The sequence below is a fragment of the Colwellia maritima genome (assembly GCF_022669015.1).
Taxonomy (GTDB): Bacteria; Pseudomonadota; Gammaproteobacteria; order Enterobacterales; family Alteromonadaceae; genus Colwellia; species Colwellia maritima.
In genome coordinates this window covers 45,261-61,369 of record NZ_JAKKSL010000002.1, presented here as the reverse complement: position 1 = coordinate 61,369, position 16,109 = coordinate 45,261, and the positions used below count along the sequence as shown (strand labels likewise).

The window sequence follows — 16,109 nt, the reverse complement described above, 5'->3', positions numbered from 1 at the left end:
AACTCCTATATTAGTGGTTTGAGTGATCAACAGTAGGTTGCTCAATTACGGGAGAGCTACCTGTTTGTTCACTTTGCCCAAGCGGGGCTATATTAAAAATAACAAAATGTTCACCACGTATTTCAAAAGTAAATTCAACTTCCATACCTTCAGTAAGTCCTTCGAGACTCACTTTATGACCAGTGATAAAATCTACGGTAGCCGCAGGTCTATTCCATTTTTCTATGGCTGAACGGCTAATATTGATCATTCCATGATCAATCATTAGTGAGTTGATTGTGCCCGTGACTGTTGCAGATGAAGTATCTGAAACTTCTTCAGTGTCTTTAGTCATATCCATTTCACTCATCGAGCTTCCATCTGGTACATGAATATTACTTATCTGATAATCTCCACTTGATGTTTTAGTCACCTCAACATGCAAACTAAGACCTTTACTAAGTAGAGAAAAATCTACAGAATCTGTTGCTATGAAATCCATTGTCATTTCTGGCCAGTCCCACTCAGGAATTGGATCATGTGTTAAGGTCAACATTTTATGATCAGCCATCAAACTTTGTATTTGTGCTTTGGCACCCACACTGAAGAAGGCGAAATTTCATCACTTTCAGAGTCATCATGATTCATACGTTTAAAATCTGATGATTTACTTGATTCTGAGTCCAATAAAAATTGCGCTGAACTAACAATTTTTTCTCCATCGCTAAGACCTGCAAGTATCTCAACGCTTTCACTATCATAACGTCCAACTTTAACAGCCACTGACTTAAAGCTTCCCTCGCCTAAAGCGAGAACAACTCTATCTTGGGTGCCTGTTCTAATAAGTGCTTCTTTAGGGATAAGTAACGCGCTTTCATCACCTGTAGTATGAATAGCAATTTGCGCAAACATATTAGGTTTAAATTCATCGTCTTCATTTCTAAAACGCAATCTTACTTTTACGGTACGGGTTTTTGCATCAAGTGTTGGGTAGATATAATCCACCTTACCTTTCCATGTTTTACCCGGTAAATAATCAAGTGTCATAGTCACTGGTGTACCTGTATCTACTTGACCAACTTGTCGTTCAAAGACTTCACCTTCAACCCAAACTTCAGATAAATCACCAATAGACATTAGTGTTGAACCTGGTTTGACAAAGAAACCTTCTCTAATTTTTAAATTCTCGACAATACCGTTTTGCGGTGAATAAAAGGTAATACGTTGTTGAACTTTTTTAGTTTTTTGCAGTTCAGCAATAGCTGATTTTGGTAATTGTAAAGCCGATAGACGATTCTTGGCTGCACTTATTAATCGGTTATTATTACGATTTAAAGCTAACAAAAATTCTTCCTGCGCATTGACTAATTCAGGGGAATAGATCTCATACAATGGCTGACCTTTTTTTACCGGATCACCAATGGCTGTGACATGTAGTTTCTCAATCCAACCTTCGACTCTAGGGTGAATATGTACCGCCTATCTTCATCATAGGTCACATATCCAACAGTATTAATTTCTGTGTGTAGTGATTTATATGTTGCCGTACTAGTTCGCACACCCAAGTTATTTACTACATCTGGTGAAATTCGAATAGTTCCGCCTCCTTCATCAGGTCCTTTACCTCCATCATCGTATACTGCTATTAAGTCCATCCCCATTGGCGATTTACCGGGCTTGTCTCTTTTATAGTTTGCATCCATTGGTGCAACCCAATATAGAGGTTTCTTTTCTTCAGATACCTCATTTGTACCTTGTTCATTCCCAGGAGGAATTAACACAGTGTAGGCTCCAAAAGTTAGGATGCCCCCGATAATCATGCCCATAATGATAGGTTTAATATTATTGCTCATTATTTTTCTCCCGAAATAGCGGCATATTGACCACTATTGGTGTAATTCATATTATTTGACGTCATTGCAGTCTTAATGCTGCCAATGAAAAGGTAATTTAGTTCAAGGTTCAATTTTTGTTCTTCTACATTTAGGGTTAACTCATCTATTTCTGCATTCAAAACAGCAATACGTGAGCGCACTACTTCCGCAAAGTCACCATCGTCATTGGTATATGCTGTAAGTGATGCTTCTGCTTGATCATGCATTTGAGGTAATAACTTCGATGTGTACAGGTTTTGTCTATCTTTGAGACGTTGCAACCTTCCTTTGGCGCTAGAATAAGAACCAAGTAATTGTCTAAGTAATAATAACTTTTCAGTTTTAACTGCTTCTGTTTTAAAAATTGCAGACTGTACTTCTTTGTCTTGTTTATTTTCGGTAAATAGAGGAAGATCAAACGTCACGCCAACTGAAAACAAATCAGCTCTGCTTCTACCCATAGGATCATCTGCCCGATAACCATAACTAGCACTGACACCCCACTCTGGCTGATATTTTTGCTCCGCAAGCTTAATACCTGTTTTTGTTGCACTAACTTTCTTTTCAATAGCAACTACAGATGGGTGGCTTGTAAAATATTTAACTATCTCTCCCGAATTTAACCAACTTTTAGTGTGAACTAATTTATTATTGAGCAAATCTATTTGTGGGATCTGTCCGGCTAAGCTCAATGTCATGTAAAGACAAATCACTATATAAAGTAGCTTCCACAGAATCATTACCTGTCGATATTTTGGTTAACCACTGGGATAACATACCTTCATATCGATTCTTTTGCTGACCTAGTTTTTCTAATCGATCTTCTAATTTAGTTAACTCAAGTTGCGCTCTAACGATATCTTGTTGACGAGTTTTCCCTAGTGCTGATGAGTAACTAGCTTCCGCAATATCTGCTAGTTGTTCAAACAAAGACCTGTTTTTTTCTATTAAAGCGATACTCTGTTGCACTCTATAGGCATCCAACCACAAACTACCAACAGTGACAGCAACCTTTGCTTCTCTATCCTGTCGCCGGAAGGGAAATGCTTCACTTTGAATCCTAAGTTGCTGACTTTTAATATCTAAAGTATCACCACGAGGGAACATTTGAGCTATTCCTATTTTCGCTTGTGTCATCCCTTCCTGACCAAAATCAAATCCATTAGTAGGTAGGTTTGCTAGACCAATAGAAATTTTAGGATCTGGTAAGGTACTAACTGCTGTACTCATTGATTCAATAGATCTTTGTTTATGAAAATTACCCGTAAGCCAAGGGTCATTCTTCTGTGCCGATTTTATTGCCATCTCAAAAGATAATATGCTTTCAACACTAGATAGAGCTTGTTGCGCAGCAAGGGATGGGATAAATAAAAGAGCTAATATACTTACCCCGCACTTTGTGCGTAACTTACTATTAATACGTTGTTTAATCATCAGAACTGCTCCTCATATGACTGAACATTTGAATAAATTTCATAGCTTCCATCTGATTTCAAAAGAAGAACTTTATATGGTTGAAATTTATCACCCATTTCCATACCAGGAGAGCCTAAAGGCATTGCAGGAACTGACAATCCAATGACCGTATCATCATGCTTTTCGTTCAAAAATTGTTGAATGAATTTTGCAGGTACATGCCCTTCAAAAGCGTAACCATCTTTAGAAATAGCGGTATGACAAGAGCGATATCGTGGCTGAATTCCTCTTTTTTCTTTTATGCTTGAAATATCATTTCTGTCATGAACTTTGGATTGAAAACCATTGTCATCAATATGACTTATCCACTTCTTGCAACAACCACAAGTAGGACTTTTATAAACGTCTAGAGAAATAGGTTGTACTTTAGTGTTATTGAGTTCTGCCCTAACTACATCATTGTCAGAGCAACTTGCGATCAATGTAACTACGAAAAGTGTGGCGATAATCTTTAAAATATATTTATTTGGAAACATAATTCCCCCAATGGGATATCAATTAATTTTTTTGATTAATTAGTATGTTTTTGATGTTTAGAAATGAATTTAAAAAACTCAGGGATCAAAAAAGCCTAATACAGATATTAGTTATATAAATGAGCCAAATTTTGGACACACTTATTCTGTATTTAACTTAGTATTGGAGGTCTATAAAGAGATGTAGGTTGTTGACTTTGTGCCAACGATAAATACGAGGGTATTTTTGATGATAAATCTACGATTGGACTATTGCTAGAGTCTTTCATTAACGTAGCAAGACTTGAACAACCGCCAGTAAAACAGCTACATGTTTGTACACAACAATCATCTTCTGATGTTTCAGAATCACTCGAAGAATCATTAGCCATTTTATGGCTGCTATGATCCATCATTGACATATCTTGCGACTGCTCCTGCCCTTTCATTCCTGTCATGCTTATCATATGATAAGACATAATAGTAGACGCCATTGCCTGACCAACAAAGGTCAAACATACTAGCAATACCATTAATGTTTTAGGAAAATTAAAAGTCACAAGTAACCTACAAAATATACAATTATCAAAATAATCGCACAACTAGTGCTTTTTTTCAATAGATAAATATAGGTGATGCAAATAAAACATCATTAGAGTCATTACCAAGGGAAAACTGTTGTGACTTTAGAGAACGGTTAACTTTTAATTAATTTTCCTGCTAAATATCAAAAAGTATATTTACCTACCTTTCAAATTAAAACTAAGGAGGAGTGTAAAACTCTCTCCTTTGGTAGACTAAAAGTTAGCTTCCTGATTTACTTTTAATACTTCGCCTGACATTGTCATCAGAAAGTAAATTGTTTTATTTTCTAATTTATTGTTAGCACTAACAATATAACGGTTAGCTTCTGCCGCATGTAGTTTGAAGTCTTCTGAGGTCAAATTCTTCCAAATTTCGCTTAATTTTCCAACCTTGAAGCCAAAATCTTTAAAAGTCAGTTTTTGGGTAGCTTTAGCTGCAATTTGTGTTGCTACTTTAGGGCTTATTTTTCCGTGGTCAGTATGCGCGAATGCTGAACTTGTGCTAAATATCAATGTAATGAATAAGGCTACTAATAAAGTTTTCATTTTGGTGCTCCTGTTATGTTAATTAAATTCAAAGTATGTTTGTTTTTTTCTATTATTTGAGGTGATTATTTAAGGCCATGCTTCGCATATTCGCCTTTTACAATAAGTTGAACAGTGACTGGTGAATCAGAAGTGTTTTTCCAATACCAACCATGAGAGCCAGAAAATGGTGCTGTAAAGCTACCTTTCATTTCATCCAATGTTGCAATTGCATAGCTTTCAAAATAGCCCGTAGTGTCACCTTCTGGCTCACCGTGCAGGTCAAAATACAATGCAGGACCATCTGTTATCCATTCGTACTCAAGTTTCTGGTATTGCGCCATGACAAACTTGTATTCAACACCACGGCCCGCAGGAACAATCACTTCAATTGTTTCTGTAGCATCTTTTGATTTTTCTGATGTTTCCTGTGTTGATAGTTGAGCAGCAGTTTCATCCTTTCCATGATGAAAAACAGTTAAACCAAGTTCATGCCCAATACCTGTTGGATCGATGTCGTATTCAGCAGGTAATATAATGGTAAAAAGTGTGATGGCTGCGAATACTAAACTGAACATGGTATACTTGATCAGCGCAGAATTCGTTAATGTTATAGCTTGTGGCGTTGTTTGTTGCATCGTTTTGTCTCTTAATTGGTAAAAAGTTTAATCGTAAAATCAAATAAATCAGTTTATGAAATAGCCAGTCAATTGAAAGCCTATCAACATAAATCCTGCACTCATCAACAAGCAGTTCGTGTTTGTCGCAAAGCGAGTAAAACTACTATGTGTACGCCAAAAGTTGATAATTAATAATATGAAGGCCAAGGCGGTAAACTGCCCTAATTCAACCCCTACATTAAAGGCAATTAAATTGGTAATTAAACCGTCATCCGGCAGTTGAAATTCTTGTAACTTGGTTGCCAAACCAAATCCATGAAAAAGACCGAAAATTAGCACGGCTAACTTAGCATTGGGTGACTTACCAAAAAGCCGATTAAAACCACCTAGATTATCAAAGCCTTTATAGACAACTGATAGGCCAATAATTGCATCAATTAAGTAAGCGTTAACTTGGATATCACTAATCACACCGAACAGTAAGGTTATGCTGTGCCCCAGGGTAAACATGCTGACATACAACAAAACATCTCTGCTTCTATATAAAAAGAACAGTACACCTACAAGGAATAATAAATGGTCATATCCCGTTACCATGTGCTTAGCACCGATATACAAAAACGGAATGATTTGCACGCCAGTATTTTGCTGTAAAAAAGCACGGGTACTTTCATCTACACCATGGGCAAACGATTCAATAGGTAACCATATGGCAATTAGAGCGAGGAGGCTGAATAAGCCGTATCGGCCGGGAATTATTAAACATTAACTGTTTCCTTTGTCTGACTTGATTTAGCAAAGTTTTCTTTGTGGTTGTGTAATAAACGATATAAAACAGGAAGTACAAACAATGTTAATAACGTAGATGAGATTACTCCTCCAATTACTACAGTTGCTAGCGGACGTTGAACTTCAGAGCCAATACCCGTATTAAGCGCCATTGGCACAAAGCCTAGTGAGGCAACAAGCGCAGTGGTTAGCACAGGTCGAAATCTTGTCAAAGCACCTTCAATAATCGCGGTATCTAAAGCAACACCTTCACGTCGAAGTTCTCTGATAAATGACACCATAACCAAACCATTTAATATGGCTATACCTGACAACGCTATGAAGCCTACAGCCGCTGATATTGAAAAAGGTATATCTCTTAGCAACAAGGCAAAAATACCGCCTGTTAATGCCAAAGGTACACCCGTAAAGATAATCATCGAATCTTTGAAAGAACCTAGCGCTAAAAACAATAAGCCGATAATCATAACGAGTGTAATAGGCACTACAATAGATAGCCTTTGTGATGCTGATTGCAGTTTTTGATAGGTGCCTCCGTATTCAATCCAGTAACCCGCAGGTACTTCAACAGAACTTTCAATAGAGGCTTGAATATCTTTAACAAAAGAGCCTAAGTCTCTTCCTCTAACGTTGGCAGTAACAACAACTCTACGCTTACCATTTTCTCTATTGACTTGGTTTGCACCTTCAACCAATACCAACTCTGCAACTTCTTGTAACGGTACATAATTATTATCGCGCATCTGAATAGGTAAATAAGCTAATGCATCCACATCAGTCCTTAGCTCTTCAGGAAGGCGAACAACAATATCTGCTCTTCTATCGCCTTCATAAAATTTACCCGTGATAGTTCCACCTAACGCAGTTCCAAGCTGATCTTGTAGCTCTTTTATACTAATGCCGTACTTTGCGAGTTGTTCATGATTAGGGTTGATGGTCATCATTGGCAAGCCTGTTGTTCTTTCAACTTGAACATCAGCTATCCCCTCTACATTAGCGATAGCTGCGTTTATACTTTTCCCTAAAGCCGTTAAGGTTTCAAAGTCATCACCAAAAACCTTGATGGCAAGTTCAGCTCGTACACCCGCAAGTAATTCATTAAAGCGCATTTGAATAGGTTGAAGAAACTCATAACGATTACCCGGTATAGGCTCGACTACAGCAGCTAATTCTTCTACAAATTGTGTTTTAGGCTTGTTAGGATCAGGCCATTCGCTACGTGGTTTTAGAATAATAAAATTATCAGCAACGCTCGGTGGAACCGCATCAGTGGCAACATCTGCTGTACCAATTTTTGCGAATACACGCTCAACTTCTGGCATTTGAGTTATTTTTTCTTCTAAGGTTTTTTGTAACGCAACAGCTTGTGATAACGAGGTGCCAGGAATACGTAATGCATGCATAGCTATATCACCTTCATCCAAGTTTGGTACGAACTCGCTACCAAGTTTGTTTACAGAAAATCCGACCATACTAACAAAACCAATTGCAGCTACAACAACGAACCAACGTACTTTAAGCGCAAAAATCAACGAAGGACGGTAAAGTGCAAGTGAAGATTTAATGATGATATTTTCTTTTTCTTTCACCGGACCTTTGAACAAAATAGCAATAGCAGCAGGGACAAAAGTAACCGATAAAAACATAGCGCAACATAAAGCAATAACAACAGTAATGGCCATTGGGTGGAACATTTTTCCTTCAACACCTGTTAGTGCAAATATAGGCAAATAAACCGCTGTAATGATGAATACACCAAATAATGCAGGTCGAATAACTTCTTTCGTCGCATCAAAAACTAATGATAAACGTTCGTTCACATTCATTACACGTCCATTTGAGGAAGCTGCATTTAGTTTTCTCATGCAGTTTTCAACAATAATAATGGCACCGTCTACTAATAGGCCGAAATCTAATGCACCTAAACTCATTAAGTTGGCACTGACTTTCGTTTGTACCATACCTGTAATCGTCATTAGCATGGCAAAAGGGATTACAGCAGCGGTGAGTAAAGCGGCTCTCATATTTCCTAACAAAAGGAATAGCACGACAATAACTAATAATGCCCCTTCTAAAAGGTTCATTTTTACCGTATCCAAGGTTTTTTCGACAAGTTTAGTACGATCATAAACTGCGGTAACCGTTATCCCTGTAGGTAAACTTTCTTTCACTTCTTCAAGTCTTAAGCCAACAGCTTTAGCAACTCTTTGGCTATTTTCCCCAATGAGCATAAAGACAGTGCTCATGACAACTTCTCTACCATTTTGAGTAGCTGCGCCTGTTCTTAACTCTTTCCCTTCTTCTACACTAGCCACATCCGAAATACGGACCACGCTACCATTGGTAGATTTAACGGGAATGTTAGATAAGTCTTTTAAGCTTTTTGCTTGTCCAGGTATACGTAGTAGCCATTGAGCACCATTTTTTTCAATAAACCCTGCGCCTTTATTGTCATTATTATCTTCTATCGCTTGGATTACATCTTGCTGATTAACACCAAAGGCCAAAGAACTTTTTAGGGTCGAAGGCAACGAGGATTTCACGTTTAAAACCACCTATTGGGTTAACTTCAACTACACCTTGAACTTGCATTAACTGTGGTCGAATAATCCAGTCATGTACGGTTCTTAAGTCCGTTGCAGTGATAAGTTCACCTTCATCATCGAGTGCGCCCGGCTCTGCATCGACAGTGAACATAAATATTTCGCCTAATCCAGTCGCTATTGGACCAAGTTCAGGCTCTAAGCCAAGAGGTAAATCGGATTTAGCTGAAAGTAGTCGTTCATTAACAAGCTGTCTTGCAAAATATATATCTGTATCATCACTGAAAATAGCAGTAACTTGCGATAACCCGTAGCGAGATACAGAACGTGTGCTTACTAAGTTAGGAATACCGCCTAACGCAGTCTCTAAGGGGTAAGTAACCCGTTGCTCAACTTCAAGCGGTGTATAACCAGGCGATTCTGTGTTGATCATTACCTGCACGTTAGTAATATCAGGTACGGCATCAATAGGGAGTTTGGTAAAATTCCAAAGTCCTAATGCCGCAAGCGCAAGCACTACTAACATAATAATGGAGCTTCTACGGATAGAAAATCTAAGTAAATATTCGAGCATGATTAATCCTTAATGATCGTGTGATGCGCCAGACTTTTCTATATCGGCTTTGAGGATATAACTATTCTCGGTTACGTATTCAGTGCCAATGGAAATTCCACCTAGCACTTCAATTTCTTCGCCTACTATTCGACCTAATTCAAGCATTCTTACTTCATATTCATCACCCACTTTGGCATATACGACAGTAAAATCACGGAAGCTTTGTAACCCTTTGCGTTTGACTGCCATTGCCACATCGTATGAGCCAATTTCAATAGCTGCGCTGACAAATAAGCCTTCTGATAATGAAGAGTCGGTATTATTAACTAATACACGAAATAGCTTCGCCTGATCATCTCTGACTTTTAGAATCCGACTATCAACGGTACTCACTTGCTTTGCTTCAACACCATTTATAGACAACGTAGCTTTTGCACCAAGGCGTACTGTTGGTAAATCCATTGGAAAAACAGCTAACTCCGCAATTAAGGTTTCATTATTGGTTACTTCGAGTAATACACGCCCTTTAGATTGTCCGCCTGAGGTAATATGAACAGCGCTAACAATGCCATTTTGAGCGGAAAATACTTTATACGATTGAAGGCTTTCATTACTTTCAACGGTGAGGAGTAGTTGACCCTTTTTGACTGAATCACCAAGTTTTACATGAACTTTTTCAACAAGCCCATCGAAGCGAGCATACACATTACTGGTTGCGTCAGCGGGTAAGGTTAACTTGCCATATACTTCAATGGTTTCATGAAATGTTGATGGGCCAACAATGTCAGTCGCAATTTCCATAGCTTTTGCAATATCTTCAGCTATTTTTGTGCGACCTTCAAAATTGTCATACTGCCAGTTATAGGATTTACCCTGATATTTAGCCGTTAGAGAGACAATGAATGAGTGAGGCTCGTAGATAACCATATCACCACGAAGATATTCACCTTCCTGATAAAAGTTTATGTCATCTATACCATCACCTAAGCGGGTAAGCTTTACATTTAGGTCAACCTTTGACGGGTCTATTGCTTTGCCATCAGTGGTTGCCCACACGCGAAATTCTGGTGGAACACCTGTTTCAAAAATTGATAATTCAATAGCAAAATCACCTTCGCGCAGCATTCGGCCACGATTTGGCCCTTTTTCAGGTTCAGCTTCTTCGACCTTTTGTTCTGACACTGCAAAGCTAGAGAAACTTGCACTTAAGCTAACGAAGCATAGGGTGCTTATTAGGGTTAATATTTTAAATGTTGGTCTCATTGGTTATTTCTCGTTACTTGTTTTGTTAAAAGGAACATTAGAGGCTTTATTGATGGCAAATAGGGACGTACCCGTTAACCGCTCTATTTCAATATTGTTTAAATGCGCATTTTGATAAGCGCCTATCAAACCTGATTGGGCATTTAATAATTCTTGCTGAGTATTCATCCACTCGGTATAGCTATACATACCGGCTTTGTAGGCTTTCTCTGCTTGTTCAAAGGCTTGTTCTAACACAGGAATTACTTTTTCAGTTACCGCGTGAATAACATGCTGACTGTGTTTCATTTGCTCGATAAGCACATATAACTGTGTATTCAATTTATGAACGAGAGCCTGTGATTCTGTTGCTAATTCACTTTGAGAAGCGCGTAACGATCTTATTTTCCCTTCATTTTGATTAGCATCACCAAACGGAATTGAAATCCCGGAACTAAACCAAAGTCATCTGTTGTTTCGTAACGACGTAAGCCAGTTGAAAATTTCCATAGCGGTTTAGTTTCAATCCGGGCAAGTTCAATTTCAGACTGAGCAATTCTTTGTTTTGTTGCAAAAAGGCTTACTGATGGTAGTTGCTTTAGATGAGTAAATAGTGAATCAACATCCGTGCTATTGGTTAAGGGTAAGTGCGGTAACGATAATAATGAGCCAATGATGTTCGTTTCTTTATGTTGCTCCCTTTGACCCTGCCCTTGCCACTGCGCCAACAACTGATATTTACTGGCATCTACTTCATGAGTTAAATCTTCTACAACTAATTCTTTTTTAGCCACTTCTGCTTGCGATTTCAATTTATCAACTAAAGAAGATTTTCCTGCTTTTACACGTTTAGTGACAGCTTCAAATGATTTAATCGCTTGGTTTAAGCTCATTTTTGCCAATTTCAGTCTTTCTTCGTTGACCAATACTTGGATAAAATACCTTGCTGTTTGTGCTGCTAAATCTAGCGCTTTAATTTCTCGCTCTAATGCAACAGTTGAACCCTGAACTTTAGCGTTAGCCACTCTGCTTTTTACTAAAGAGTTATCTAAAATCCAAGAGATCGATAGTGTAGATTGCGCACTTTTAAAACCACTATGATCACCCGTACCCAGTGCATCTTCGATAGTAAGTCCAATTTCTGGTCTAGACTGAATACTTGCTTGCTGTGCATAGCCTTTATATCTTTCAGCTTGATTTGCGAATACTTTCAACTCTGGATGTAAACTGATTGTTTGAGATATGGCCGTAGATAAGTCAACAGATTTTAAGGTACTAACTTCTGAGTATGCGTAACCTGAAATGGTTGAAGTTACCACAAGCAATGCAGCGCTAAATTTTAGATAGCGCTTCAACAAAAACCGATTGGCGGTCGGTTTTTTGTTTGTGAATGATTGACCAAATAGTTTCATTATTATTATTACCTTTGGGTGAGTCTTTAAATTATTGTTTAATGATTAAATAACGTTTCAATAGCGTGGTGGAGGCTATCTACTGATGTTGTTGATATAACGGCTAAGAGTATTACCCCAAGAAAAACCACTTTCATTGGAAAGGGCTTGAATTGAGTATCACTTAACAATTGGAGAACTCGTTGTTCAATTGATTGACGGCAAAAGTGCACTAACAATTCACTTTTATATTGTTTATGGATGGAGTATTTTGCCGCTAACCTAGTAAACCTCACTAAGGTACTGGCAACATTATGTGCTTGTTGTTGGCTTTTTACGAAGAAAGAGTCTGCCGCTTGCTCCATGGAAATTGCCATCATCGATTTCAGTATTTTATTAACGTTAGGCGTAAAATAAGCAGCAAAAAATGAAAAAATCCATTTTTTAAGTGGGTCTGCATAGTGTAAATGAGCGAGTTCATGCTGAATGATTATTTCAATGTCATCTGAATTTAGCTGCTCTATCAATCCTGAAGATACAAAACACGATGGCTTGATTAATCCACCTGTGAATGCTGCCGGGATCGATGAATCGATAATAAGGACGTATTCACTTTTTTTTGTAGCTAAAGTACGTAAAAAGCTTATTTGATGATGATTTTTGTAAGCTAAAACTAGGCTTCGAACAGCAATGAAGATACTGAAACTGAAAAAAATAATCAAACTAATACTATGCCGGCCTTAGAAAATAAAAAATATCGGGATGATGCCAGTGAGCTAACTCTGTTAACCATACAAAAACTTCCCCTGATTGAAAAAAAGGACTGAAAAATAGGGTTACAGTTAGTGCGATAATCCAAGGTGAGAGCACACATAACCAGAGTAACGATTTACGGGTAGATACAGTGTAATTTTGAATGCTATTTTTTACAAACCAAAAAGCAATTGAAACAAAAACATTGGCAACGACAAAAGCTAGCACAGCAATCGTGAGTAGATTTAATGCTAACGCCCATTGGCCATAAATCATTTTTCGGCCTTAATTTGTAATTTTTTACGCTGCTGCTCAATCATTGCCTCTAACTTATCCAACTGATCCTCATCGAGATCAGATGAAATAGAAGAAAAGGCCGCGACAACGCTATTTTCATCTTCACTAACAAAATCATGAGTAATACTTTTAATCAACTGACCTATCAGCTCTTGCCGTGCAACTTTTGGAAAGTATTGATAAGCGTGGCCGTTTTTTACCCTACTTAACAAATCTTTTTTAAACAAGCGTTCTAGCGTACTTTGAATGGTATTTAGAGATCCGCCCCGGTCTTTTTCAAAATAGCTATGCACCTGCTTGGCATCAGCAGGTTGATTTTTCCATAAATATTCTAAAACTTGTTTTTCTAATTCACCGAGTAACATAAATTTCAATCACCATTTTTAAGTAATAGGATAGTGTCACAGCAAAAACCGAGAGGCAATCGGTTTTTTGATTTATTTCATTAAGAGTTCTATTTTAAGTAGCTTTTAAGAATGGAAATAACGTCTTCTACTTCCTCTAATCGTTCCTCTTTTGTCAAATCCTCTGCACCTAAATGTTCCCTCAAATGACCTTCTAATACTTCCTTCATCAGCCCATTAACCGCACCTTTAATCGCAGCTACCTGTTGTAAAACAGCCATACAATTAGGCTCTCCTTCTAAAGCAGTTTCTAAAGCGAGTGATTGACCTTTTATTCGTCTAACACGACTGAGGAGCTTTTTTTCCCTGCGATGGTATGTGACATAAGTTTTCCTTGCTTGATAAATAGTATACTAGGGTATAGTATATTGCAAAGTTCAAATAAATACTATTTATATGCAGGATGAAGCAACAACTTTAGGATATTCAATGAAAAGTGATAGTAGTATTCAATGGGAACATTCTCATGATTTTGGTATTGACAGTAAACACCATGAAAACAAAGTAAAGCTCGTTTTTTGGTTAACAACCGTCATTATGGTACTTGAAATTACCGCCGGAACTTGGTCAGGCTCTATGGCCCTGCTTGCTGACGGATGGCATATGGGCACACATTCTGCCGCGTTTCTTATTGCTATTTTTGCTTATTCTTATGCAAAAAAGCATGCGAACAATATGGACTTTAGTTTTGGAACTGGCAAGGTAAATTCTTTAGGTGGCTTTGCAAGTGCTATTGCCTTAGCAATTGTTGCATTGATGATGATAATAGAATCTGTTCAACGATTAGTTGAACCTCAATCAATTCATTTTAACGAAGCAATTGTTGTTGCAATTATAGGTTTAATCGTCAATGTCGCCTCTGTGTTTATCCTACATGATGATCATCATCATCACCATGGAGAACACCACCATCATGATCACGACCATAATATGAAAGCAGCCTACTTTCACGTACTGGCCGACACGCTAACCTCTTTATTAGCCATTGTTGCTTTATTAGTAGGAAAATATATTGGCTTATTATGGATGGACCCATTAATGGGGATTGTTGGGGCAATAGTCATTTTCCGTTGGTCTTATGGCTTAGTTAAGGAATCCAGTGAAGTTCTTTTAGATAAGTCTGTGAAAAAGCCAACTCTCGATAAGATTTCAGATGCATTAAGCAAAAAGAACACTGTGATCAACGATATTCATGTATGGAAAATAGCGACAGGTCACCAGGCTGCAATTCTTAAAGTGACATCAGGTGAACCTCTAAAGTCAGAAGAATATGAAATTATTTTAAAAGGTTTCTTACCTCAGCTCTCACATATCTCTATTGAAATACGTAGTTGACGTTTTTCCTAATATACATTTCATGAATATTTAAATGTGACTCTGATTAATTAGCTTTCTCTTTACTTTGATTCTTTGGCAGTTTCAATGATAATAAAGTTGCCATAGCCACAAATATACTTGATATCCATAAACAGGCTTCTAGGCCATAATTTTGATATACCCAACCTGAAAGCACTGTACCAATTAATCTCCCCATAGCATTAGCCATATAGTAAAAACCAACATCAAGCGATACACCGTCACTACCTGCATAGCTGACGATGAGATAGCTATGTAAAGAAGAGTTAATGGCGAAAACAGCCCCGAAAATCAGTAGCCCTATAATGATTGAAGCTTGAATGTGAAAATTAAAATGCAAGGCCAAAGCAATCACAGCAGGTATTAATGTTAAGTAGCTTGCCCATATAAATGCGGATCTACCCGTTGGCACTTTACCTTGCTTTTTTCCCGTAAAATAAGGGGCGACAGACTGCACTATGCCATAGCCAATGACCCAACTTGCCATAAAACCACCAACCCACCAATGATCCCAATTAAAGGTCACAGCTAAAAAGATGGGTAACGCTACGACAAACCAAACATCTCTTGCACCAAATAAAAACATTCGAGCAGCAGAAAGAATGTTTATTGACGAACTTTTAGAGAAAATATCATTAAATTTAGGTTTATTTGTCGCCTTGCCCAAATCATCTTTTAATGCGATTAAACTAAATACCCACACTATGGCTAATAGTGAAGCCATTAGGATGATTGCACCTTTAAATTCAAGCAAGGTTAGTAACAAACCTCCAAGAAAGAACCCTACACCTTTTAGCGCATTTTTAGACCCTGTAAGAATAGCAACCCACTGATAAAGTTTACCTTCAGCGCCTTCTGGGACAAGTAATTTTATCGAGCTTTTCGCACTCATTTTATTTAAATCTTTGGCGATACCTGATAATGCCTGTGCCGCCATTACGTAGATAACTGTTAACATTTCAGCAGGTACAGCGAGCATGCCAAGAGCAATTATTTGTATGGCTAGGCCGATGTTCATGGTTTTATTCAAACCCAGTCTTGCGCCTAACCAACCACCAACAAGGTTAGTGATAACACCAAATATTTCATAAAATAAAAACAGCATGGCAATATTTAAAGGGCTATATCCTAACTGATGAAAATACAGCACAACGAGCATGCGTAGTGAGCCATCGGTTAAAGTAAATGCCCAATAATTACCCGTTATCACCAAATATTGTTTAATTTGTGGTGATAACGCTTTGAGTGATAAAAGCCTCATGATT

Annotated in this window: 14 protein-coding genes and 3 pseudogenes; 1 reads left to right on the top strand and 16 read right to left on the bottom strand. The window is 37.8% G+C overall.

Annotation, left to right across the window (positions count from 1 at the left end):
* Positions 1 to 10: 10 nt before the first annotated feature.
* The 15 genes and pseudogenes from L3081_RS10305 to L3081_RS10230 all read right to left on the bottom strand — a co-directional run bounded on the left by L3081_RS10305 (position 11) and on the right by L3081_RS10230 (position 13,763).
* Positions 11 to 1,832, bottom strand: a pseudogene (locus tag L3081_RS10305) (efflux RND transporter periplasmic adaptor subunit).
* Positions 1,832 to 3,287: pseudogene (locus L3081_RS29030) on the bottom strand (TolC family protein). Before L3081_RS29030 ends, L3081_RS10305 begins: the two co-directional pseudogenes overlap by 1 nt.
* Positions 3,287 to 3,805, bottom strand: coding sequence for a DUF411 domain-containing protein (locus L3081_RS10290; RefSeq protein ID WP_242285862.1), 519 nt, complete (start codon positions 3,803 to 3,805; stop codon positions 3,287 to 3,289). The pseudogene L3081_RS29030 and the gene L3081_RS10290 overlap by 1 nt, the downstream one beginning before the upstream one ends.
* 152 nt (positions 3,806 to 3,957) lie before the next feature.
* Positions 3,958 to 4,344, bottom strand: coding sequence for a CopL family metal-binding regulatory protein (locus L3081_RS10285; RefSeq protein WP_242285861.1), 387 nt, complete (start codon positions 4,342 to 4,344; stop codon positions 3,958 to 3,960).
* A gap of 237 nt (positions 4,345 to 4,581) precedes the next feature.
* Positions 4,582 to 4,914, bottom strand: a complete 333-nt coding sequence (locus L3081_RS10280) for a DUF6488 family protein (RefSeq protein ID WP_242285859.1) — start codon at positions 4,912 to 4,914, stop codon at positions 4,582 to 4,584.
* Positions 4,915 to 4,979: 65 nt separating this feature from the next.
* Positions 4,980 to 5,471: a hypothetical protein gene (locus tag L3081_RS10275; RefSeq protein WP_476728554.1), complete on the bottom strand. Its 492-nt coding sequence runs from the start codon at positions 5,469 to 5,471 to the stop codon at positions 4,980 to 4,982.
* A 108-nt stretch (positions 5,472 to 5,579) separates the two neighbouring features.
* Positions 5,580 to 6,230, bottom strand: coding sequence for a HupE/UreJ family protein (locus L3081_RS10270; RefSeq protein WP_420839740.1), 651 nt, complete (start codon positions 6,228 to 6,230; stop codon positions 5,580 to 5,582).
* Between the two features lie 41 nt (positions 6,231 to 6,271).
* A pseudogene (locus L3081_RS10265) lies at positions 6,272 to 9,419 on the bottom strand (efflux RND transporter permease subunit).
* Between the two features lie 9 nt (positions 9,420 to 9,428).
* On the bottom strand, positions 9,429 to 10,664 hold the full coding sequence (locus L3081_RS10260) for an efflux RND transporter periplasmic adaptor subunit (protein ID WP_242285855.1): 1,236 nt from the start codon (positions 10,662 to 10,664) through the stop codon (positions 9,429 to 9,431).
* A 3-nt stretch (positions 10,665 to 10,667) separates the two neighbouring features.
* Positions 10,668 to 11,048, bottom strand: a complete 381-nt coding sequence (locus tag L3081_RS10255) for a TolC family protein (RefSeq protein ID WP_242287011.1) — start codon at positions 11,046 to 11,048, stop codon at positions 10,668 to 10,670.
* The gene (locus L3081_RS10250) at positions 11,045 to 12,055 is read right to left on the bottom strand and encodes a TolC family protein (protein ID WP_242285852.1); all 1,011 of its coding nucleotides are present in this window, start codon (positions 12,053 to 12,055) and stop codon (positions 11,045 to 11,047) included. Before L3081_RS10250 ends, L3081_RS10255 begins: the two co-directional genes overlap by 4 nt.
* Before the next feature lie 38 nt (positions 12,056 to 12,093).
* A complete protein-coding gene (locus tag L3081_RS10245; RefSeq protein WP_242285844.1) occupies positions 12,094 to 12,756 on the bottom strand; it encodes a M56 family metallopeptidase in 663 nt (220 codons plus the stop codon).
* Between the two features lie 7 nt (positions 12,757 to 12,763).
* Positions 12,764 to 13,063, bottom strand: coding sequence for a hypothetical protein (locus L3081_RS10240; RefSeq protein WP_242285842.1), 300 nt, complete (start codon positions 13,061 to 13,063; stop codon positions 12,764 to 12,766).
* Positions 13,060 to 13,449: a BlaI/MecI/CopY family transcriptional regulator gene (locus L3081_RS10235; protein ID WP_242285840.1), complete on the bottom strand. Its 390-nt coding sequence runs from the start codon at positions 13,447 to 13,449 to the stop codon at positions 13,060 to 13,062. Before L3081_RS10235 ends, L3081_RS10240 begins: the two co-directional genes overlap by 4 nt.
* 89 nt (positions 13,450 to 13,538) lie before the next feature.
* Positions 13,539 to 13,763 (bottom strand): metal/formaldehyde-sensitive transcriptional repressor, encoded by a 225-nt coding sequence (locus L3081_RS10230; RefSeq protein WP_476728553.1) that lies wholly within the window; start codon positions 13,761 to 13,763, stop codon positions 13,539 to 13,541.
* Between the two features lie 154 nt (positions 13,764 to 13,917).
* Between L3081_RS10230 and dmeF the strand changes: the two genes are divergently transcribed.
* A complete protein-coding gene (gene dmeF / locus L3081_RS10225; RefSeq protein ID WP_242285838.1) occupies positions 13,918 to 14,823 on the top strand; it encodes a CDF family Co(II)/Ni(II) efflux transporter DmeF in 906 nt (301 codons plus the stop codon).
* Positions 14,824 to 14,869: 46 nt separating this feature from the next.
* On the opposite strand, the gene arsJ is transcribed toward dmeF, so the two are convergent.
* Positions 14,870 to 16,105 (bottom strand): organoarsenical effux MFS transporter ArsJ, encoded by a 1,236-nt coding sequence (gene arsJ / locus L3081_RS10220; RefSeq protein ID WP_242285836.1) that lies wholly within the window; start codon positions 16,103 to 16,105, stop codon positions 14,870 to 14,872.
* Positions 16,106 to 16,109 lie beyond the last annotated feature (4 nt).

Bases quoted from the DNA above. Each gene is read 5' to 3' on its own strand.
- L3081_RS10290 (WP_242285862.1), bottom strand. From the start codon at position 3,805: ATGTTTCCAAATAAATATATTTTAAAGATTATCGCCACACTTTTCGTA.
- L3081_RS10260 (WP_242285855.1), bottom strand. From the start codon at position 10,664: ATGAGACCAACATTTAAAATATTAACCCTAATAAGCACCCTATGCTTC.
- dmeF (WP_242285838.1), top strand. From the start codon at position 13,918: ATGAAAAGTGATAGTAGTATTCAATGGGAACATTCTCATGATTTTGGT.
- L3081_RS10240 (WP_242285842.1), bottom strand. From the start codon at position 13,063: ATGATTTATGGCCAATGGGCGTTAGCATTAAATCTACTCACGATTGCT.
- arsJ (WP_242285836.1), bottom strand. From the start codon at position 16,105: ATGAGGCTTTTATCACTCAAAGCGTTATCACCACAAATTAAACAATAT.
- L3081_RS10235 (WP_242285840.1), bottom strand. From the start codon at position 13,449: ATGTTACTCGGTGAATTAGAAAAACAAGTTTTAGAATATTTATGGAAA.
- L3081_RS10275 (WP_476728554.1), bottom strand. From the start codon at position 5,471: ATGTTCAGTTTAGTATTCGCAGCCATCACACTTTTTACCATTATATTA.
- L3081_RS10250 (WP_242285852.1), bottom strand. From the start codon at position 12,055: ATGAAACTATTTGGTCAATCATTCACAAACAAAAAACCGACCGCCAAT.
- L3081_RS10280 (WP_242285859.1), bottom strand. From the start codon at position 4,914: ATGAAAACTTTATTAGTAGCCTTATTCATTACATTGATATTTAGCACA.